14 protein-coding genes are annotated in these 20,723 nt (G+C 70.7%); 6 read left to right on the forward strand and 8 right to left on the reverse strand.

From position 1 onward, the window contains the following. Nucleotides 1-73 precede the first annotated feature (73 nt). A complete protein-coding gene (locus AC4IHM_RS05095; protein WP_490865885.1) occupies nt 74-3,979 on the reverse strand; it encodes a glycoside hydrolase family 2 TIM barrel-domain containing protein in 3,906 nt (1,301 codons plus the stop codon). A gap of 487 nt (nt 3,980-4,466) precedes the next feature. Between AC4IHM_RS05095 and AC4IHM_RS05100 the strand changes: the two genes are divergently transcribed. The 5 genes from AC4IHM_RS05100 to AC4IHM_RS05120 are packed head-to-tail and all read left to right on the forward strand — an operon-like array spanning nt 4,467 to nt 10,086. Further along, on the forward strand, nt 4,467-5,759 hold the full coding sequence (locus AC4IHM_RS05100; RefSeq protein ID WP_490865886.1) for a helix-turn-helix domain-containing protein: 1,293 nt from the start codon (nt 4,467-4,469) through the stop codon (nt 5,757-5,759). A 13-nt stretch (nt 5,760-5,772) separates the two neighbouring features. After that, nucleotides 5,773-6,531, forward strand: a complete 759-nt coding sequence (locus AC4IHM_RS05105) for a toll/interleukin-1 receptor domain-containing protein (protein ID WP_490865887.1) — start codon at nt 5,773-5,775, stop codon at nt 6,529-6,531. After that, nucleotides 6,528-8,528: a hypothetical protein gene (locus AC4IHM_RS05110; protein ID WP_490865888.1), complete on the forward strand. Its 2,001-nt coding sequence runs from the start codon at nt 6,528-6,530 to the stop codon at nt 8,526-8,528. The genes AC4IHM_RS05105 and AC4IHM_RS05110 overlap by 4 nt, the downstream gene beginning before the upstream one ends. After that, nucleotides 8,525-9,634, forward strand: a complete 1,110-nt coding sequence (locus AC4IHM_RS05115; protein ID WP_490865889.1) for a hypothetical protein — start codon at nt 8,525-8,527, stop codon at nt 9,632-9,634. The genes AC4IHM_RS05110 and AC4IHM_RS05115 overlap by 4 nt, the downstream gene beginning before the upstream one ends. Further along, complete coding sequence (locus AC4IHM_RS05120; RefSeq protein WP_490865890.1) at nt 9,631-10,086, forward strand: hypothetical protein; 456 nt, start codon at nt 9,631-9,633, stop codon at nt 10,084-10,086. Before AC4IHM_RS05115 ends, AC4IHM_RS05120 begins: the two co-directional genes overlap by 4 nt. A 30-nt stretch (nt 10,087-10,116) precedes the next feature. Here the strand turns inward: AC4IHM_RS05120 and AC4IHM_RS05125 are convergent, their stop codons facing one another. The 7 genes from AC4IHM_RS05125 to AC4IHM_RS05155 all read right to left on the reverse strand — a co-directional run bounded on the left by AC4IHM_RS05125 (nt 10,117) and on the right by AC4IHM_RS05155 (nt 19,694). Beyond that, nucleotides 10,117-10,626, reverse strand: a complete 510-nt coding sequence (locus AC4IHM_RS05125) for an O-acetyl-ADP-ribose deacetylase (RefSeq protein ID WP_490865891.1) — start codon at nt 10,624-10,626, stop codon at nt 10,117-10,119. A 35-nt stretch (nt 10,627-10,661) separates the two neighbouring features. Continuing rightward, on the reverse strand, nt 10,662-12,071 hold the full coding sequence (locus tag AC4IHM_RS05130; RefSeq protein ID WP_490865892.1) for a phytoene desaturase family protein: 1,410 nt from the start codon (nt 12,069-12,071) through the stop codon (nt 10,662-10,664). Between the two features lie 110 nt (nt 12,072-12,181). Beyond that, nucleotides 12,182-13,027: an inositol monophosphatase family protein gene (locus AC4IHM_RS05135; protein ID WP_490865893.1), complete on the reverse strand. Its 846-nt coding sequence runs from the start codon at nt 13,025-13,027 to the stop codon at nt 12,182-12,184. A gap of 84 nt (nt 13,028-13,111) precedes the next feature. Beyond that, nucleotides 13,112-14,953: a gamma-glutamyltransferase family protein gene (locus AC4IHM_RS05140; RefSeq protein WP_490865894.1), complete on the reverse strand. Its 1,842-nt coding sequence runs from the start codon at nt 14,951-14,953 to the stop codon at nt 13,112-13,114. Between the two features lie 120 nt (nt 14,954-15,073). Further along, complete coding sequence (locus AC4IHM_RS05145) at nt 15,074-15,826, reverse strand: COG1470 family protein (protein WP_490865895.1); 753 nt, start codon at nt 15,824-15,826, stop codon at nt 15,074-15,076. Between the two features lie 558 nt (nt 15,827-16,384). Then, nucleotides 16,385-18,361 (reverse strand): purple acid phosphatase family protein, encoded by a 1,977-nt coding sequence (locus tag AC4IHM_RS05150; RefSeq protein WP_490865896.1) that lies wholly within the window; start codon nt 18,359-18,361, stop codon nt 16,385-16,387. Between the two features lie 118 nt (nt 18,362-18,479). Further along, on the reverse strand, nt 18,480-19,694 hold the full coding sequence (locus AC4IHM_RS05155; protein ID WP_490865897.1) for a HupE/UreJ family protein: 1,215 nt from the start codon (nt 19,692-19,694) through the stop codon (nt 18,480-18,482). Between the two features lie 353 nt (nt 19,695-20,047). Here AC4IHM_RS05155 and AC4IHM_RS05160 point away from each other — a divergent pair, with 353 nt between their 5' ends. Beyond that, nucleotides 20,048-20,722, forward strand: coding sequence for a type 1 periplasmic-binding domain-containing protein (locus AC4IHM_RS05160; RefSeq protein ID WP_490865898.1), 675 nt, complete (start codon nt 20,048-20,050; stop codon nt 20,720-20,722). Nucleotide 20,723 lies beyond the last annotated feature (1 nt).

The raw sequence follows: 20,723 nt of genomic DNA on the forward strand, positions 1-20,723 counted from the left end.
TCCACCCGGCGGGCCGGGGCTGGCGGGAATCCGACATCGAGGCCGGGCGTCCCGGTCCTCCCCCGTCCCCCGGTTACCCGGTCGCCGTGGGCCGCCGTGAGGCCGCCGTCGCGTCACGGACGTCGGTGAGCGGGCGCAGCCGGTAGGTGTACGCGTAGTCCCGGTCGGCGAGGAGCTTGAACTCGTCGTGGGTGTGCGCGCCCCAGCTGTTGTCGCCGCCGACCCCCATCTGACGGTGGTTCAGCCGCAGGACGACCTCGTCCCTCGGCGTCAGCTGGTAGTCGTGCCGTACGCCGGCCGACAGGTCCTCCGGCGTGAAGTACGAGGCGTTGGCCTCCAGCAGGGGTTCGCCCGAGGCGAGCAGGCCCACGCCGTGGCGGTCGGTGAGGGCGATCCAGCGGACGTCGGTCTTGTTGCCGTTCTCCTGCGGCCGCATGTACGGGGTCCACTGCTCGGCGACGGTCCCGGAGTGGATGCCCACGTCGGTGCCGGTGTTGCGGTCCCAGTGGTTCTCCTCGGGGCCGCGCCCGTAGTAGTGCAGCCGGTCCAGGCGGCCCGGCACGAGGAGCAGGGTGCCGACCTCGGGGATGTAGGGCAGGTTCGCGGCGCCCGGGTGCAGGGTGTTGTCGACCTTGATCTCACCGTTGCCGAACACCGTGTACGTCGTGGTGTACGCCGATTCCGCGGTGGTGGACAGCGTGCCGGTGACCTTGATCTCGACGGCCCGGTCGCCGAGGGCGCGCACGGCCACGTCGGTGACCTCGCGGCGGCGGCCCGCGTCGCGCCAGGTCTGGTTGCGGGTGTGCTGGCCGTTGCCCTTGTCGTTGTCGGTGGGCGCCCGCCAGAAGTTGGGCACGGGACCGGAGGTGATCAGCCGGTTGCCCCGCGCCTCGAAGGAGGTGATGGTGCCGGTGCTCTTGTCGACGGTGACCGAGAAGTCCCTGCCGGTGACCCTGACCTCCTTGTCGCCGTCGTCGTGGCGCAGGGCCGGGACGCTCGTCAGGGGCAGCGGGGTCACCGCGGGGGCCGCGGCGTCGAGGGGGAGTTGCTGCCGGGCCACCTCGAAGCCCGCCTCGGCCCACGGCGTGGACTCCTTGGTGGTGAAGGAGAGTTGGAGGAAGTACTCGGTGCCGGGCTTCGGGTCGTCCGGCAGCCGGACGGGGAGGCTGATGTCCTTGCTGGACCGCGGCGCCACGTCCAACTGGTCCCGGGTCAGCTTTCCGTGCCGTACGGATTCACCGTCGGCTACGAGTTCCCACCGGCCCTCGAACTCGCGCAGGTCGGTGAAGAGGTACTCGTTGGTGAGGGTGACGGCTCCGGGGTCGCCGCCGGGGCCACGGACGGCGTTGACCGCCTGGTAGACGCGCTTGACCTCGGCGGCCTTGCCGGTGTGCCGGCGGTCGGCGGTGACGATGCCGTCCGCGACGAAGATGCCGTCGTTGGGGTTGTCGCCCCAGTCGCCGCCGTAGGCGAGGAACGTCTTGTCCGCGGGCCGCTGCTCCGCGGTCTGCACGGTCGCGGCGTCGAACCAGAACCGCACGCCGTCGTCACCGGGACCGCGGCCGTCGAGGGCCAGTTCGCCGGCGTCGAGCGCGCGGGCGTAGACGCGGGCGCGGCGGATGGTGCCGCTGAACTCCCGGTTCTGGGCGTCGGCGTCGGTGGCGAGCGCGAGGGGCGCGGTGTTGCTGCTGGGCCGCCGGTCGGTGGTGCGGGTGGCCAGTACCACGCCGTCCACGTAGAGGGTCAGCGTTCCGGCGTCGGCGTCGAAGACGCCCGCGAGGTGGTGCTCGCGGCCGGTCCAGTCGTCGGGCACGGGCCGGCTCGCGGTGATCCACTGGCCTTCGGAGTGGATGAAGAACTCAAGGTTCCGGTCGGTCTGCTTCAGCGCGTACTGGGTGTCGCCCTTGGCGAGGACGGGCTGGTGGTAGCCGGTCACGTGCGGGGTGATCCAGGCCTCCAGGGTCAGCGAGCCCGTGAGGTCGAGGCTGTCGTCGCGCTCGAAGACCGTGATGCCGGACAGGCCCTTGTCCCGGTCGAGCGTGCCGCGGGTGGCGAGGATCTCGCCGCGCAGTCCGGCAGGCCCCGACTCGGTCAGCAGGGTGCGGACGGGGACCGGCGTGTACAGGGACTGGTCGACGAAGTCCCAGATCCAGCCGCCCTGGAGCACGTCGTGGGCGCGCACCACGTCCCAGTACTTCTTGAAGTTGCCGGTGGAGTTCCCCATCGAGTGGGCGTACTCGATCATGACGTAGGGCCGGGTGTCGGAGGTGTCCGCCGCGCGCTGCTCGACGCGCTGCGGGGACTCGTACATCGCCGAGCGGATGTCGCTGATGCCGGGGCGGTCGTCGCCCTCGTACTGGATGACACGGGTGTCGTCGTAGGAGCGGATCCAGTCGTGCATGGCGGTGAAGGTGCTGCCGCCGCCGGCCTCGTTGCCGAGCGACCAGATGACGACCGAGGGGTGGTTCTTGTCGCGGTGCACCATGTTCTGGGCGCGGGCCACGCAGGCCTCGGTCCAGTCGGGGTGGTCGCCGGGGTACTCGTCGCGGATGGCGTGGGTTTCGAGGTTGGTCTCGTCGACGAGGTAGAGGCCGTACTCGTCGGCGAGTTCCAGCCAGTACGGGTTGTTCGGGTAGTGCGAGGTGCGGACGCTGTTCATGTTCATCCGCTTGATGATCCCGATGTCCCGGACCATGTCCTCGCGGGTGAGGGCCGTGCCGCGGGCGGGGTGCATCTCGTGGCGGTTGGTGCCGCGGAGGGACACGGGTGCGCCGTTGACGCGCATCAGCCCGTCCTTGAGCGCGAACTCGCGGAAGCCGACGCGGTGGGAGAGGGTCTCGACCACCCGGCCCGCCGGGTCCCGCAGGCACAGGACGGCGGTGTAGAGGTTCGGGTGCTCGGCCGACCACAGCCTGGGCTTCGGTACGGCCTTGGCGGCGCGTACGGTGACGTCCTCGCCGGCGCCGGCCGTGCCCATGTCGGCCGTCCGCGCCAGCGGCCTGGACCAGACGGCCCGGCCGCGCGCGTCGTACAGCTGGGTCTCGACGGTGTAGCGGCCGGTGCCGCCCTCGCCGTAGGCGCGCACGGCGGCGGTGACGGCGAGTTCGGCGGCGGTGTAGGTGTCGTTCAGCGGGGTGTCCAGCTTGAAGTCGCGCAGGTGGACGGCCGGGGTGGAGTAGAGGTGGACCGAGCGGAAGATGCCGCTCAGCCGGATCATGTCCTGGTCCTCCAGCCAGTCGCCGTCGCCGTAGCGGTACACCTCCACGGCGATCTGGTTGGTGCCGGGCCTCAGATGGTCGGTGACCTCGTACTCGGAGGGGGTGTAGGAGTCCTCGTCGTAGCCGACCAGTTGGCCGTTGATCCACACGTAGTGCGCGGACTTGACGCCCTCGAAGTGGAGGAAGGTGCGGCGGCCCGTCCAGTCGCGGGGGACGGTGAAGGTGCGCCGGTACTGGCCGACGGGGTTGTAGCGGGTCGGCGCGGTGGGCGGCCGGGGGTCCTCGCCGAGGCCGTTGGGGCCGGAGTACGGGTAGGTGATGTTCAGGTAGATGGGGAAGTCGTGGCCGTGCAGTTGCCACACGGACGGCACCGGGATGGTCTCCCAGTCGCCGTCGTCCACGTCGGTGCGGTGGAAGCCGGTGTCCCGGTCCTCGGGGCGGTCGGCGTAGGCGAACTTCCAGGTGCCGTCGAGGCTCAGCCGGTAGGGCGAGCTGTCGCGGTCGCCGGTGAGGGCCTGCTCCACATCCGCGTACGGGGTGAGCGTGGTGTGGGGTGGTTCGGTGCCGAGCCGGAAGACGCCGAAGTCGTTCCACTCCGGGGGCTCGTGGGCCGCCGCCCGCCGCCCGGCCGCTCGCGCCGTGCCGGACGGCGCGGACAGGGTGAGCGCGCCGAGCACGGCGGCACCGCCTTCCAGGAGACGCCGGCGGCTGACGACCGGGCGGGGCGGGGATCCGGCGGGTGACACGGGCGAGTGCGACATGAACCGTGGCCTTCCGTGGGCTTCCGTGGGCTTCGGGGGCAGCTCAACGCACGGTGCTGTGACGGCAGTCGACGTGCAGGGCGGAACACACGGAACGCAACTGCCGGTGAGGCGGTGACTGTCGGGTCAGGGTCACCCTAGGACCCGAACACAACCGAATCAATTATCCCGTCGGACTTTGTTCGTTCCTGGTGAGCAGGGGGTGACCTCCCGCCGGCTCGACGGATGACCAGGCCTTTCCGGCCAGCCGAACCTGCCTCCTCGGCTCCGGCCCGGATCCCGGTCCTCCCGTGTCGTCGTCTCGCCGACAGGCGCGCGGACGCCAGGGCCGGAACAGGTACGGGTTCCGGCACTCCCGGAATGCTCCGGTCGGCCCTTGGAGATGGAAACGGGAAACAGCGCCGATCGCCTTGTCCGTCCCAGAGAGGTTGCCGCAGTCTTTCTGCAGCACCACCTCGGCTGAAGCGGATGGGCTTGGGAGGATCCCGTGCCACAGCCGTCCACCGAGTTCGGTCAGGAGCTGAGAGAGCGTCGCCTGAACGCCGGGCTGAGCTTGACGGCCCTGTCTCGCACCGTGCATTACAGCAAAGCACAGCTGAGCAAGGTCGAACGGGGGCTCAAGGCACCCAGCCGTGACCTCGCTCGGTTGTGCGACGCCGCGCTCAACGCCGACGGAGCACTGATCGCCCTGGTCATTCAGGCCGCTGGTGACCCACCTACGAAGCCAGTACCCGGGCAAGTCGACGAGGAGGACTGGGTGATGCAGTTGTCGCCGGACGGTCCGAACCGGTTCCAGCCCATGGGCCGACGAGAAGTGATGGGTGTCGGCGTCGCCTCGTTGATGACGTGGCGATCGGACGGCACCGGTCGGGCCTCTCCGGCCGCCGGGGCCGGCATGCTGGACGCCTCACGTTCGCTCTTCACGCACTACCGGAAGCTCGGCCAGACCGTGGAGCCCGGGGTCCTCCTGCCCGTTCTGATCGCACAGACGCACACATTGCGGGAACTCTCCGCTCAGAGTGACGCGCACACCCGTGGGCAACTGCTCGCGCTCGGCTCCCGGTACGCCGAGTACGTCGGCTGGCTGGTGCAGGAAACCGGAGACGAACGTGCGGCGCTGTGGTGGACACAGCGCGCGGTCGACTTGGCAGCGGCCGGCGGTGACCGGGCTCTGGCGGGTTACGCACTGGTGCGCAGGGCCCTGATCACGCTGTACCGGGAGGATGCCGAGACAACGGTGGCCCTGGCGCGTCGTGCGCAGAGCGGGGCGCTGCCACCTCGGATTCGCGGGCTGGCCGCCCAGCGTGAAGCGCAGGGGCACGCGCTGGCGGGCGATCTGCGTGCCTGTATGGGCGCCCTGGACCGAGCCCGTACGCTCCTCGGCCTCGATGCCGGCGGCTCCGACGAGCCAGTGATCGGCACCATGCATCTTCCCGACCCGGTTGGGATGGTCACCGGCTGGTGCCTGGTCGATCTCGGCCGACCGCGCGAAGCGAGCGAAGAACTCGATCGGCAACTCTCTCTTGTTGGCGAGGACGCGGTGCGTACCCAGGTTCGGTATGGCGTGCGCCGTGCGCTCGCCTACGCATCGGCCGGCGAGATCGACCACGCCTGTGCGCTCGTCACGCTCCTGCTCGACGGTGTGGAGGCAGTGCGTTCCGCAACCGTCGCCACCGATCTCAGGCGCCTCGCCCGAGTACTGGCTCGCTATTCGGATCACTCATCGGTTCGACAGTTGGGTCCGCGGCTCGGCACTTTATGGCGACCGCCCACTTCATGAGGGGACACCACCCGTGATCGAGGTCTTCATCAACTACCGCACCGGCGACGGGGAAAAGACCGCCGCCCTGATCGACCAGGAATTGTCCCGTCGCTTCGGCGGAAACCGCATCTTTCGCGCGTCCAAATCCATCGCACCCGGTGACGTTTATCCCGAAACCCTGGCGGCCGCACTGCGACGCAGTTCCCTCATGCTGACCGTCATCGGACCGGACTGGACGAACTTCCGGAACCGGCTGCACGACCGGGAGGACTGGGTGCGCAAGGAGATCGAGGAGGCGTTCGCCTACGCACTGCCGGTTGTTCCGATCCTGGACGGCCGCAAGACGGAACGGCTGAGCAAGGCCGACCTGCCCCCCGAACTGGCGCGGCTGGCGGACCTCCAGTCCATCCCGTTCGACACACACGACACGGAGAACGGCATCAGGCGCATCGGCGACGTGGTGGCCGAGATGGTTCCCGGGCTGACGGACCTGAGCCAGGCAGCCGGTGAGAGTACGCCCGCACCGGAGGCCGTGACCAATTCTATCGGTGAGGTGGCCGGAACAGCGGTACAGAGCCGTGACTTCACCGGCGATGTGGGCGGCACCGTCGTGAAGGGCTCAGGTGGCCCTGTCCACACGGGCAACGGTCACATTTACCAGAACTCGCGTCATGTGTCGGGGGACCGGAACTTCTCGGGGAACGGGATGACCCTCTTCGAGGGTGACAACCACGGCAACGTCCAGCATCGGTTCGGCGATCCGGACAGCCACGAGGACGACGGCCGGTGAACCAGCACAACCGCACACGCGTCGACAACCCTCAAGGCAGCTTTCTGCACACCGGCCTTGGTGACATGCACATCAATATTGGGCCCGTTCCGCAGAACGGGGACAAGCCGGCCTTCCGAGGCGTGGCCGAAGACCAACTCATTCGGCTGCGACGCGTACTGGTCGCCCCTCCCGGCATGGGCGAGGCCCGTGACGTTCTCGGTGCCACGGGCACCGTCATCCTGCACGGTGAGCCGGGCACCGGCCGTAACGCCACGGCCCGGGTCCTTCTGCGCGAACACCACTCGGACACCGGCGTTCTTCATGTGCTCCTGCCTGGTGAGGAGGACGAACTTTCCCTCCACAACCCGGCCCTGGTCGGGGACGGCGACCAGTTGTTGCTGGATCTGTCCGCTGCCGACGACCGCACGTGGTCCGTGGCACAGGCCGACCTCCCCACGCTTCGCAGGGCCGTCCAGGAACACCACGCCCATCTGGTCGTCGTCATGCCGCACGACGGCGTTCTCGATCCCGATCTCCAGTACTGCCGGGTCGAATTGAGGCGCCCTCCCGAGCTGGAGGTATTCAGGCGACATCTCCGCGTGCAGGGCGTACCACACGAGCAATATGTCCAGCCCGACCCCACGGCCGACGCATTCCTGTCCGCGGGCAGGCCGATGCGGGAGATCGCCGTGTTCGCCGATCTGGTGCGCCGCGCCCGGCAAACCGCTGGACCCGACGCGGGATTCGCACAGTGGTGCACGGCAGCCGGAAAGGCCCGCAACGACCGGACGAAGGAGGTCGCAACACTCGTCGCCCGGCTGAGCGAAGCCCCGCAGCGGGCGCTGCTGATCGTCGTCGCCATGCTGCACGGGGCGCACGCCGATCTCGTCCACCGTGCGACCGGCCTTCTGCTGCGCACCGTCGACTCCCCGTCCGACAACATCCCGCTGCTCCAGCACAAGGATCTTGCCGAGCGGCTCAGGGAAATCTCCTGCGAACCTGGGCCGGGCGGACGGGTCCGGTTCACTGAGCTGGACTACGACGCCGCTGTCCGCGCCCACTTCTGGGACCACATGCCCGACCTGCGCTCCCATCTGGGCACCTGGGCAGCGGCAGTGGCGGAACTGAACGACCCGCACGTCGTGCCCGCCGTCCTCGACGGCATGGTGACACGGCTGGCCGAGCAGTACTTGCGCACCGATCGCGAGGACGGTCTGGCCGCTCTCGCCGAGCAATGGGGATCCGAGCCAGCAAGCCGGGCACGCCCGGCAGCCGCCGTCCACGCGCTCGCCCATGCCCTCGACGACCCGGTGCACGCCAGGTACTTCCGCCGACGTATCTACGACTGGTGTGCTCACCGGCGTCTCCCAGGACAGTTCGCGCACGTACTCGTCCGGGTCTGCGCCGAAGTCCTCGCGGCCGGTCATCCCGACCAGGCCCTCGTCAGGCTGTACCACCTGGCTCGACGCGAACACGGCTCGGTCCACGCCCTGCAAGCGTTGTGCGACCTACTGACGCACAGTCACCGGTTGCGCCGAAGGCTGATCGACCGCCTCGCACGGTCCGAACTCTCTCCGGCCGACCTCGACATTTTCCTGCACACCTGTGGTCCCGGACCGCTGACGGAATCTTCCGGCACCATCCGCCCACTGGTGGAGGAACCCGCCGTACAACGCTCGTTGACCACTTGCTGGCACGCGGTACTGGCGAAACTGCCGCGGCCCACCTGGCAGCCGCATGCCCGACGGTGGCTCTGCCGGGCAGCCGACACCCCCGGCCACCAGGGCGAACTCCTGGTCCATCTCCTCGTCAGCGCGGCCGAACAGTGCGAGGAGTCGCGCGGTGAGGTCTTCGCCGCGCTGTACGCATGCGGCCGCGCAGCCGAGCGCATCGCACCGGCGGGCCTCACGCGGTCCGAGGGGGTCACCGAATTACTGCTTCAAAGAATCAACACGGCTCAGGGCGTCACCCCTGTCAACGCGTCGCCCACTTCGGCCGGGGGAGCCCGATCATGACCACCACGCGCAAGACGACAACCGCCTTTCTCACCGTGCTGTGCGGCTTGCTGCTCGCCATTGCCGGCCTGACACAGGGATGGCCCATGTGGGCATGGCTCACGATCGCCGTACTCGTCCTCTCCATCCCGGCGGCGGCGTTCCGGATCGCCTTGCTGCGCCGCGGTGGCTCCATTCCGGTGACCTTCGAGGAACAGCTCACGGCTCCGCCCGTGGAACGTACGGAACACCGCGTCAGCCATGTGGCCCTTCCGAGCCTTTGGGACGACTACCACTTCGTCCTCTCGGCGACCGTGCGGTGGTATCTCACCGAATCGTCCGCCGGCACGCCCGTCCTCAATCCCGCCGGACTCGCCGTCGACGCCGTCCTCAACCGTGCTCGCGCCGTCACCGAGAAGCGGGAGCCTGGTCAGGTGTCGCTCGTTCAGCATCAGCTCAGCGGTGCCCTGAGTCGTATGTGTCCGGAACCGACAGGACATCTTTACGCGATGGCGGAAGACATCACACTCGCGTTGCCCGAGCAGGACCAGGAGCGTTTGGACAGACTGGCCGGCGTACGCAAGGACACAGCAGTCTGGGAGCACCAACGCAAGTACGAGCAGAGCAAGCGCCAGTATCTGGGCGAGGACGTACTCAAGGACACCGGCAGTGCGGTGGTCTGGTGGCTCGCCAAGAACGAGGAGCACGTGGAGAGGACAGTGGCCGACTTGCCCCTCCTTGCCCAGCTCGCTTCAGCGGCGAACGACGCCGACATACCCGAACGCCTGCAAGGCCTCCTGCCACCGCAGAACGGCGAACACATCTCCCAGGAGCGCCCGGAGGAGGACAACGAGTACGGCCCACCGGAGCGAACGGCCACGGATCACCTTTCGGGCTTCTTCAACGCCATTGGCTTCGCAGAGGGTGACGATCGGCGGCGGTTCCTGGCCAGACAGTTCTCCGACATCATCAAGCAGCAGAACCGCCACGAGACAGCCGAGGCTCTGCTGCACCGATTCGATCCGTCGGCGGACTTCACCCCGGACGACCAAGACAAGCCGCAGTCCGATGCTGACGCGCCCGACGAGACATCCCGGTCCTCCTCCCTCGCCCAGGAGGAGACATGATCCCGGAGTTGACAGTTCTCGCGGCTTCGGGCGCGAGCACACTTGTCTCCCTCATGGTCACCGACACCTGGACGCACGCCCGTGAGCTTGTCGCGCGCGTACTGACCCGTACAGGTGCGGGTACTGCCGCACTCGCCGACTTGGACGATGCGAGGAGTCAGCTGCTCGCCTCCGACGCCGCCGAGAGCGACCGAGCCGCCTCCGAGGCCACGGCTCACTCCCGTGACCTCCTGCAACAGGTCGTGGAAGCCGGGGATGTCACCGCCGGCGATCTGCGTGCCCTGCTCTCCTCACTGCGACAGCTGGCCGCCACCGAGACGCCGCACCGGAACACCGTGCACAACAACGTCACCGGAGGCGTGCAGCAAGGCCCTGTCGTTCAATCCGGCCGCGTCACCGGACTCACCTTCCACGTCCAGCAGCCGCCCGAACACGACCGGGCCGAGGACTGAACCAGCGGCGCGAAGAAGGACACCGGTCCGTCAGCCGACTCTCGCCGCGAACGCCCCGTACGACCGGTCGTCGAAGAGGACGAACCGGACCTCCGTCACCAACGTCTCGGTGGTCCGCACCGTCTCGACGGCGATGCGGGCCGCGTCCTCCACGGGCCAGCGGTAGACGCCGGTGGAGATCGCCGGGAAGGCGACCGTGTGCGCGCCCAGTTCGTCGGCGAGGCGGAGGGACTCACGGTGGCAGGAGGCGAGGAGGTCGGAGTGGTCCTCGGTGGCCGACCAGACAGGCCCGACCGTGTGGATCACCCAACGCGCGTCCAGGGCACCCGCGGTGGTGACGACCGCTCGGCCGGTGGGGAGGCCCTTGCCGTAGTACGAGGCACGGAGCTTGCGACACTCGTCCAGGATCGCCGGGCCGCCGCGCCGGTGGATCGCGCCGTCGACGCCTCCTCCGCCGAGCAAGGAGGAGTTGGCCGCGTTGACGATCGCGTCGGCATTCTCGCGGGTGATGTCGCCCTGGACGAGGCCGATGGTGGGCATGGCGGGTCCTCGCTCAGCTCAGTTGGGTTCCGGCGTCAGGTCTGGCGCAGGCGGCGCCAGACCGCGCGGGCCGCGTTGTGGCCCGGCATGCCGTGTACTCCGGGGCCGGGTGGGGTGGCCGAGGAGCAGATGAAGACGGCCGGGTGCGGGGTCGAGTAGGGGGACAGGGACAGCTTGGGGCGCAGCAGGAGCTGGAGGCCGGAGACCGCGCCGGAGGCGATGTCGCCGCCGACGTAGTTGGCGTTGCGGGCGGCGAGTTCGGGCGGGCCCGCGGTGGCGCGGGCGAGGACGCGGTCGCGGAAGCCCGGTGCGAAGCGCTCCAGTTGGCGTTCGACGGCGTCGGTGAGGTCGCCGGTCCAGCCGTTGGGGACGTGTCCGTACGCCCAGAAGACGTGCTTGCCCGCCGGGGCCCGGGTGGGGTCGACGACGCTGGGCTGCGTCGTGATGAGGAACGGCACGTCGGGCGCGCGGCCCTGGCGGGAGGCCGCGTCGAGGGCGGCGCCGATCTCCGCACTGTCGGCGCCGATCTGCACGGTGCCGGCGGTGCGGGGCTCCTGGGCGGTCCACGGGACCGGGCCGTCCAGCGCGTAGTCGATCTTGAAGACGCCGGGGCCGTACCGGTAGTTCGCGTAGTGGTTGCCGAAGCCGGCGATGCGGGCCAGGGCGGTGGGCGAGGTGTCGAAGACGTAGGCGCGCGCGGGCGGCAGGTCGTCGAGGCGCTTGACCTCGTAGTCCGGGTGCAGGGTGCCGCCTAGTTCCTTCAGGTAGGCGGCGAGGGCGTCGGAGATGGCCTGGGAGCCGCCGCGGGCCACGGGCCAGCCGCGGGCGTGCGCGGCCAGGGCGAAGACCAGCCCCATGGCGCTGGTGGCGAAGCCGCCCAGCGGGGCCATGGCGTGGGCGACGAGCCCGGCGAAGAGGGTCTTGGCCCTGTCGTCGCGGAAGCGGCGCATCAGCCACGTCGACGGGGGCAGGCCGACCAGTCCGAACCGGGCGAGGGTGACCGGGTCGCGGGGCAGCGCGGTGAGCGGCAGGGACATGAAGTCCCGGGCCAGGGTGTCCCACCTGGGCAAAAAGTGCTCGACCAGCCTGCGGTACGCGCCCGCGTCGCGCGCCCCGAAGGAGGCGGCCGTCTCGGCGACGGACCGGGACAGCACGGCGGCCGAGCCGTCCGGGAACGGATGCGCCATGGGCAGCCCGGCATGCAGCCACTCAAGACCGTACCGGTCCAGGGGCAGGTCGCGGAAGGCGGGCGAGTTGATGCCCAGCGGGTGCGCGGCGGAGCACGGGTCGTGCCGGAAGCCCGGCAGGGTCAGCTCCTCCGTGCGCGCGCCGCCGCCCACGGTGTCGCGGGCCTCGAACACGGCGACCGAGAAGCCCCGGCGGGCCAGCTCCACGGCAGCGGTCAGTCCGTTCGGCCCCGCACCCACTACGACGGCATCGAGCATCGACGGCACCTTCGGACTCCTTCGTCAGCCGACGGCCACTGCGGGTCAGGATATGCCCGCGAAGGGCCGGTCCGTGGTCGTGGGACCCCGCGCGCACCCTGCGGTACGGATCACGCCTCGCCCGACAGCAGCCCCACCACCCGGCGGGCCGTGGTCGCGTCGCGGGCCGCGGTGAACGGCAGGTCGTTGGCCCCGGTGATGCGGAAGGGCTCACCTGTACGGGTCAGGTGGACGCCGCCCGCCTCCTCGACCAGGAGCAGACCGGCCGCGTGATCCCAGGCCGCCTCCCACGAGAACGCCGTGGCGTCGGACTCGCCGAGAGCGACGGCGAGGTATTCGAGGCCGGCCGAGCCGCAGGCGCGGGGGGCCACACCGGGGGTGCGCAGGGCGAGCAGGGCGCGCTTTTGCTCGTCCGTCGTGTAGTCCGGGTGGGACGTGGCGACCCGCAGGTCCCGGCCGGGCTCGGGCGGGCCGGGGTACAGCCGCTCACCGTCCAGGAAGGCGCCCCGGCCCCGGACGGCCGTGGCGAGCCGGTCGTCGGCGGGGGCGTAGGTCCAGGAGGCGTGGACGAATCCGCGGTGGGCGAGCGCGACCAGGGTGCAAAAGCCCGGGTCGCCGTGGACGAACTGCCGGGTGCCGTCGACGGGGTCGACGATCCACACCGGCGCCTCGCCGTGTATCGCCTCGTACGACGCGGGGTTGTCGTGCACCGCCTCCTCGCCGACCACGACCGAGCCGGGCAGCAGGCGGGACAGGGCCTCGGTCAGATACAGCTCGGCCTTGCGGTCGGCGTCCGTCACCAGGTCGTGCGGGCCGGTCTTCTGGTCGACCTCGTGTGCCGCGAGCCTGCGCCAGCGCGGCATGATCTCCTGCGCGGCCGCCTTGCGGACGGCCTCTTCCACCTCGTCGGCGTGCCCGGCGAGAAACTCGTCGATGGTTTCGTTGTCCTCGATCATGGCTCCATGAGAGCACGCGCCACTGACAATCCCCACCCGGGTGGTGTACTCCGGGCGGAATCGGCATGAACACCGGGTTCGGGGTCAGCGGCCGACCGCGTAGCCCTGCATGCCGCGCGGGTTCGCCGCGGCCGAGAGCACGCCGGTCTCCGGGTTCCGTGCGACGGCGCACAGCCGGCCCTCCGACCACGCCTCGCCGACCGTCACGTCGTGCCCGCGGCGCCGCAGCCCCTCGACGACCTCCGCCGGCATGCGGGACTCGACGGTGACGGAGCCCGCCCGCGTGCCGCGCGGGAAGAAGGAGCCGGGGAAGCTGTCGTTGTGCCAGTTCGGGGCGTCGATCGCGCCCTGGAGGTCGAGTCCGCCGCGTACGGGTGCGCGCAGGGCGACCGCCAGGAAGAAGTGCAGCTGCCACTGGTCCTGCTGGTCGCCGCCCGGCGTGCCGAACGCCATGACGGGCACCCCGTCGCGCAGGGCGACGGAGGGGGTGAGCGTGGTGCGCGGGCGGCGGTGCGGCGTGAGCGAGTTGGGCAGGCCCTCCTCCAGCCAGGTCATCTGGAGCCGGGTGCCGAGCGGGAAGCCCAGTTCGGGCACGACGGGGTTGGACTGGAGCCAGCCGCCGCTGGGTGTGGCCGAGACCATGTTGCCCCAGCGGTCCACTATGTCGAGGTGGCAGGTGTCGCCGCGGGTGACTCCGTCGGCGGTGACCTCCGGTTCGCCCGGGACCGGGGACGTGGGGCTCTTGGCTGCCGTCGTCGGCTCGCCGACTCCCAGGGCGTCGAAGCCGTCCGCCTCCACGGCCGCCCCGCGCGCGTGGGCGCTGAGCCGGGGGGTGCGTCCGCCCGGAGTGCCGGGCCGCAGTTCGAAGGAGGCCCGGTCGCCGACGAGCGCCCGCCGTGCCGCGTTGTACCCGGGTGACAGCAGGTCGTCGAGGGGCACCGAGGCCGCGCCGTCGGCGTCGCCGTACCAGGCCTCGCGGTCGGCCATGGCGAGCTTGCAGCCCTCGACGAGCAGATGGACGTAGTCGGCCGATCCCTGGGCCGGGAGCCGGGGCGGGAGCAGCGCCAACTGCTGGAGCAGGACGGGGCCCTGGCTCCAGGGGCCGGCCTTGCACACGGTCCAGCCGTTCCAGTCGTACGTCGCGGGTGCCTCGTAGGTCGCGGACCAGCCGGCGAGGTCGGCGGCCGTCAGCGTGCCGGTGTGGTGTTCGCCGCTGGTGTCGACGGTGGGCCGCGCGGCCTGCCGTACGAGGGCCTCGGCGACGAATCCGGTGCGCCAGATCTCCCGCGCGGCGTCGATCTGCGCCTCCCGGTCCCCCGCGCCGGCCGCCTCGGCGAGCAGCCGTTTCCAGGTGGCGGCGAGGGCGGGGTTGCGGAACAGCTCGCCGGGGCGGGGCGGTTGGCCGTGCGGCAGGTAGACCTCGGCCGAGGATGTCCAACGGGTCTCGAAGAGTTCCCGGACGGTCTCGACGGTCTCCGTGAAGCGTTCCACGGGAGCGTGCCCGTGTTCGGCGTAGCCGATGGCGTACTTCAGCACGTCGGCCGGGGACTTGGTGCCGTGGTCGCGCAGCAGGAGCAGCCAGGCGTCGAAGGCACCGGGCACGGCGGCGGCGAGCGGTCCGGTGCCGGGGACGAGGTCGAGACCGAGCCCCTTGTAGTGCGCGACCGTCGCCCCGGCCGGCGCCACGCCCTGCCCGCACAGCACCCGCGCCTCGCCGCCGGCCGGCGCGAGCAGGATCGGCACCTCTCCGGCGGGCCCGTTGAGATGCGGCTCGACGACATGCAGCACGAAGGCACCGGCCACGGCGGCGTCGTAGGCGTTGCCACCGTCCTCCAACACCGCCATGGCCGACTGCGAGGCCAGCCAGTGGGTGGAGGAGACCATGCCGAAGGTGCCCTGGAGGGTGGGGCGGGTGGTGAACTGCATCTCTCACCTCGGTGTCGGCGCGCGTCGGTCCGCCCATCCAACATCAACGTGTCCGGCCCTGAACAGGCCTGTGGGAGCCGCGGCACCGGTCCGGCCGCCGCAGTGCCCGGGGACGACGGGTCAGGCCCCCTCGGCCCGCACGGTCTCCGGCTCCTGTGCCGCGCGGGCGTCCGTGGTGTCCGAGTCGTCGGTGCGCAGTGCCCGGTCGACCGCCTCGCGGACGCGTTCGTCCTCGCGGCGGCGGTTGCGGCGGCGGGTGCGGCGGACGAGAAGGACGGTGCCGGCCGCGATGGCCAGGAGGAGGAGCAGCAGGGCGAGCAGGGTCCACGGCACCGCCCAGGTGGTGGCGGTGCCGGTCACGGTGGCGAGGGACGTGGTGGAGCCCGCGTCGTCGGTGAGCGCGGGGGTGATGCTCGCCGTGGCGGTGAGCCGGAAGGCCGGGGCTGCGTCGTGCACCTTCACCGAGACCTTCCAGCGTTCGCCGGGCAGCAGTTGCGGCGGGTCGGCGATCTCGGCCGCGTCGGTGCCCAGCGTGCCGAACGGGCCCTCGACGCGCACCTTCTGGTGGCCGGAGAGCATGGCGTTGCCGGTGTTGTGCACCGTGTAGGTGACCGTGGCGTCGCCCCGGGCGAACGGCTGGGCCGTGCCGCCGTAGTCGACGCTCAGGTCCTCCAGGGTGAGCGCGGGCTTCAGCGGCCCGCTGACCCGGAGCTTGACGCGTATGCCGAGGCGGCGGTCGACGTTGACGCCCTCGGTGGTGTCGGGTTGCCGCAGGGAGGTGAGGAGGGCGCCGACGTGGTCGCCCGGGGTGGCGTTCTTCGGCGGCCGGATGGTGAAGGGGATGTTGGCGCTCTTGCCGGGTTTGATGGTCACGCTCTCGCGCGCGGGCTTGAGCCAGGCGCCGACGCCGGTGGACTTCTTGTCCTGGGTCAGGACGTTCGAGCCCGCCCTTGTCGGTGGTGAAGCCGTCGGCGGCGTAGAGGGACAGGGTCAGCGGCTTCGTTCCCTTGTTGGCGACGACCATCGCGTCCTCGACCTCGCCGCCGGGGTTGACGGTGTGGCTGAAGCTGGAGCGGCCGTCGCCGAACTCGTTCGAGGCGGTGCGGACCGTCCAGGTGACATCGCCGGCGGCGTGCGCCGGTGTGGTGGACGCGTACAGGCACGCGACACAGGCCAGGAGGGCCGACAGCAGCGTGCGGGCCCGGCTCAGGAGTTGGGGGCGGGCGCCGGTTCGGGGGCGCGGGAGTGCGAGGTGCATGTCAGGGTTCTCCTGGACGGGCTGGACGAGCTGAACGGGCCGAGCGAGTGGGCCGGGCCGAACGGACCGGACAAGCCGAACGGACCGAACGGGCGGGGCGGGGCGGGCCACCGGAAGCGGGCCGCGACGGGCTCGTGGTCCGGTGACCCGCCCCGCGGACGGGACGGAGTCGATCAGCTGCTCAGCGCGGTGATCGTGAGAGTGGCCCGGTAGGCGCCCTTGTCGACGCTGTCCGGGATCTTGAGGGCGAGGTCCGCGCCCAGCTTGGCGGAGCCGCGCTCGTGGCCCTGGCCCGCGGAGGCGAGGCTGCGGGAGATGGACAGACCCTGGTCCTTGCCCGCGTAACCGGCGTCGACGGCGGAGCCCGCCTTGGCACCGGCGCCCGCCTGCGAGACGCGCGGCGTCCAGCCGAGGTAGGAGCCGGAGAACGTCTTGCCCGCGTCCCTGAAGTCGTTCACGCTGGCCGAGACCGACCACGGGGCGAGGGTGCGGCGGGTGTCCTTGACGGTGATCGGATTGATCTTGCCGGAGGCGACGAAGTCGAACGTGTCCGTCTCCTGCGCGGTGCCGAGGTCGACCAGGCCGTTGTAGCCGTCGATGGTCCAGCCGAACTCGCCGGGGGCGGCGTTCGGCACGTCGACCTGGAGGGACTGGCCGTCACCGTTGTAGGGGTGGACGGTCACCTTGTCGACGATGGAGCCGACCGGCTGGGCCGCGCTGGTGTTGTTGCACCAGGAACCGTGCTCCACCTCGGAGTTCGGCGCCTCGCAGGTGCCGCTGCGGACGTTCTCGACGACCAGCTTGTCGTTGCGCACCTGCACCTTGACGTAGGTGCGCACGTGCTCCTGGTTCTGGACCGAGTTGTACCAGTAGTTGCCGGGGTTCTGCGGGTCGGCGCCGTTGCCGGCACCGCTGGTGCCGCTGTTGTCGGGCGCGGTGATGTCGTAGTACTTCGACCCGGACGCCGAGTTGGCGGTGACGTACAGGACGCCGCCGGGACCCGGGTACACGTCCGACGCGGCCGGCTTCTCCGCCTCGTCCGCCTTCTGCCCGTTCTTGATCAGGTAGCTGCGGGAGTAGCTGTGGTCGTGACCCTGGAGGACCAGGTCGATGCCCAGCTTCGAGAAGGTGGTCGGGAAGTCGGTGCGCCGCGCCTTGTTGTCGCCGTCCTTGGCGTGGGAGGCCGGCGAGTAGATGGAGTGGTGGTAGACGAGCACCTTCCACTTGGCCTCGGCACCGTGCGCGTTGACGACGTCCGTGACGTACTTGGTGTGCGCCTCGTCGCCGCCACCGCCCGTGGAGGTGGTGTAACTGTTGCTGTTGAGGTCGATGAACAGCACATCCTTGTAGATGTACCAGTAGTTGCCGCCCGACGTGTTCGAGGTGGGGCTGCCGTTGGCGTAGTACGCGCCCGACCGGTCGGTGTTGGGCGTCGCGAAGTGCTGCTCGTACGCCTTGCCGCCGACATCGTGGTTGCCGATGGTCGCGGCCCACGGGTACTGCCGCAACTGGTCGGGAGCGAGGAACGAGTTCCACTGGTTCTCGTCGTTGGCGCTCTCGACCTGGTCGCCGCCGGAGACGAGGAGTTCGGCGCCCGGGTTGGCCTTGGTGGCCACGTCGAGCGTGTCCTTCCAGCCGGCCCCGTCCTGCGCGACATCGCCGGAGGAGCCGATCTGCGGGTCCCCGAGGAACAGGAAGTCGTAGTCGCCCTCGAAGTCCTGCGTCTTGAAGGAGTAGGTCGGCGACCAGTTGCCCTCGGCGCCCACCCGGTAGGAGTAACCGGTGTTCTCCTTGAGGCCGCTCACCGTGGCGTGACGGTTGTAGCCGCCGCTGCTCGCGATGTTGGCGCCGCCCAGGGCGTTGAAGGTGGCCGCGTCGGCGGGGAACTCTCCCGCGTCGAGCCGCGCCGTGGGCACGAGTTGGACGACCTGCTCGGTGTCGGTCGAGGAGTACCAGCTCAGGGTGCGCTGGGACTCGTTCGCGCCGACGCCCAGGACGACGCCGGAGACGCTGGTGGAGCCGGCCGCGGCGGCCGGGGAGGACAGGGATGCCCCGAGGGCCATGGTCAGGCCGAGGACGGTCGTGGTGGCGACGGCTGCCGCGCGGTGCCGCAGCGGTCCGCCCGGTCTGCTGGAGTGCTTGGGTCTCATTGCGTTGTCATTTCCTCTGTGCACGTGTGGTGTGCAAGTAGGTGGAGGACTCAACATTTCGACGGGAGATGAACGACGGGCCAATGCGATCTTGGGGATGGCTGAACACCCCTGGTCGTCAAAGGCCCGACACACGCTGGACGAACCAGATCAGGCCCATGACGGCCACCCCGGCGGCAATCGTCCCGGTCGCCGCGGTCCGGGCCCGTGGGTGCCGGCGGCCCAGCAGCATCAGCAGCGGGAACACCACCGCGATGATGCCGAGTTGCACCGCTTCGATGCCGATGTTGAAGACCAGCAGGGACCACAGCAGCGTCCAGGACCAGGCGGCGTCGATGCCGAGCGCGCCGGCGAAGCCCAGACCGTGCACCAGCCCGAAGCAGAACACGACGCCCAGGCGCAGCCAACCGGCCCGGTCGAGTGTCCGACGGCTGCCGCCGGGTGGCGTGTCGAGGTCGCCGGCGTGTGTGCCCAGGGTGCGCAGCCGCCACAGGTGCCAGGCGGCGACGACGGCGATGGAGAGCGCGATGACCGGTTCCACGATGTCCGCGGGGACATCCACCAGGCCGAGCGCGGCCAGCAGGAACGTCACCGAGTGGGCGAGCGTGAACGCGGTCGCCGCGAGCACGATCTCCCGGGGGCGCCGCGAGCCGGCGATGAGCGCGAGCAGGAACAGGATGTGGTCGACGCCCGTCAGCAGGTGTTCGGCGCCGAGCCTGAAGAACTCCCAGAAGCGCGAGGTCCAGTCCTGGCCGACGGAGAACGAGGGGCCGGCGGAGTCGAGCGCGGCGCTGCCGTCGTGCCCGCCGACCGAGTAGTCGACGATGGTCTTGGTGCCCTTGACGTACCCCTCCGAGTCCGGGAACAGCCCGCTGCGGATCACCGGGGCGTCGAGAGCGTGCTCCGGGCACTTCCAGTCCAGCGTCAGCAGGGCGTACGGCACACCCTCCGCGGTCCCCATGCGGAACCCGCCCCGCCGGGCCGGGGCGCAGTCCTGGCCGCCCGCGGTGACCGAGAAGCGGTGGGTGACGTAGGAGACGACGGCGCCCGAGTGCGCGTCGAGTGCCGCGGCCTCGGCCGCGGGGTCCGCCGCCTCGAACGCCTCCGTTCCGGCCCGGAACAGGGCGTCCTCGTGCTCGGCGTCGGCCGCGGAGACGACGAGGAGGTCGTACTCCAGCTTGAGTTCGGTCCGCAGCGCACCCGCCCCGTCACCGGTGACGTGCGCGTACACGGTCGACGAGAAGCCGTGCGCGGAGGCGGGCCGGGCCAGGCCGGCGAAGACGAGTACCGCTGCTGCGCAGGCGAGCAGGAGACGGCGGACACGGTATGACATGGGGCTCCTTCATGTGGCCCGTGAACCGTGCTGGCCGTAGGTGAACCGCAGTCGGCGATCGGGCGAACCCGACCGGAACAAGTGATCGAAGCGGTGGTGCGCGATGGAGAAACCATGTGCGGACGAAGCAGGATGGGGGCGACGGGGCTCCTGCCTCGCGGCGGTGCTCCCGCCCGTGGGGCACCCCTGCCCGTGGGGGCACTCCTGCCCGCAGTGGCACCACCGCCCGCGGCGGCGGACCGCCTCGCACAGGGGCGGGCCGGCTTCCACCGGTGCCGCCGCCGGCCCTGTCGCCACGACCGTCATCGCCCGCCCGCCGAACTCCCGGCGCCCCAACCCCCCGGAGGACGACCTTGCGCCGCCATCTGTCCGCCCTGGCCCTCGTCGCCACGGCCGTCGCGTTCCTGGGCGGATGCGCGAGCCCCGACCCCTGGGCCCGGCCGGGTCCGCGGCCGTCCGCCGTCGGGCGGTTGGCGGCGGGCTTCACCCCTGCGTCCGGCACCCCCGCGCCGGAGTCCACGCTCACCCCCGCGCCCGGATCGTGGTCCGGGGTCCGGCCCTCGAAGGGCTACCGCGTGGTGCTGCTGAGCGCCGGGGACGACCCGACGGTGAAGACGCTCGTGACGGCCGTCGAGGAGTGGGCCGACGACGAGGACGTGGACCTGCGCACCGAGCGGGCGGCCGACGACCACGACCTGGTCCCCGCCATCGACAGGGCACTCGAACTGCGCCCCGACCTCGTCGTCGCGGTGGGCAACGACCTCGTCGACCCGCTGGCCATGGTGACCCCCAATCACCTCGCGCAGCCGTTCCTGGTCGTCGGCGCCGAGCTGGCCGAACCCACGCACAATGTCACCGCCGTCGACTGGACCGGCGCGTCCTTCCGCGGTGAGGGACTCGGCGCGTCCTCCACCTACGACGCCGCCACGTTCACCCCCGCCCGCACCGCCGCCGCGGTCCGCGCGGGCACCGCGGCGGTCCTCAGCGGACTCACGGGCATCGTGCTGTGGATGGACGACTACGCGTGAC

Source organism: Streptomyces sp. SL06, assembly GCF_058244745.1.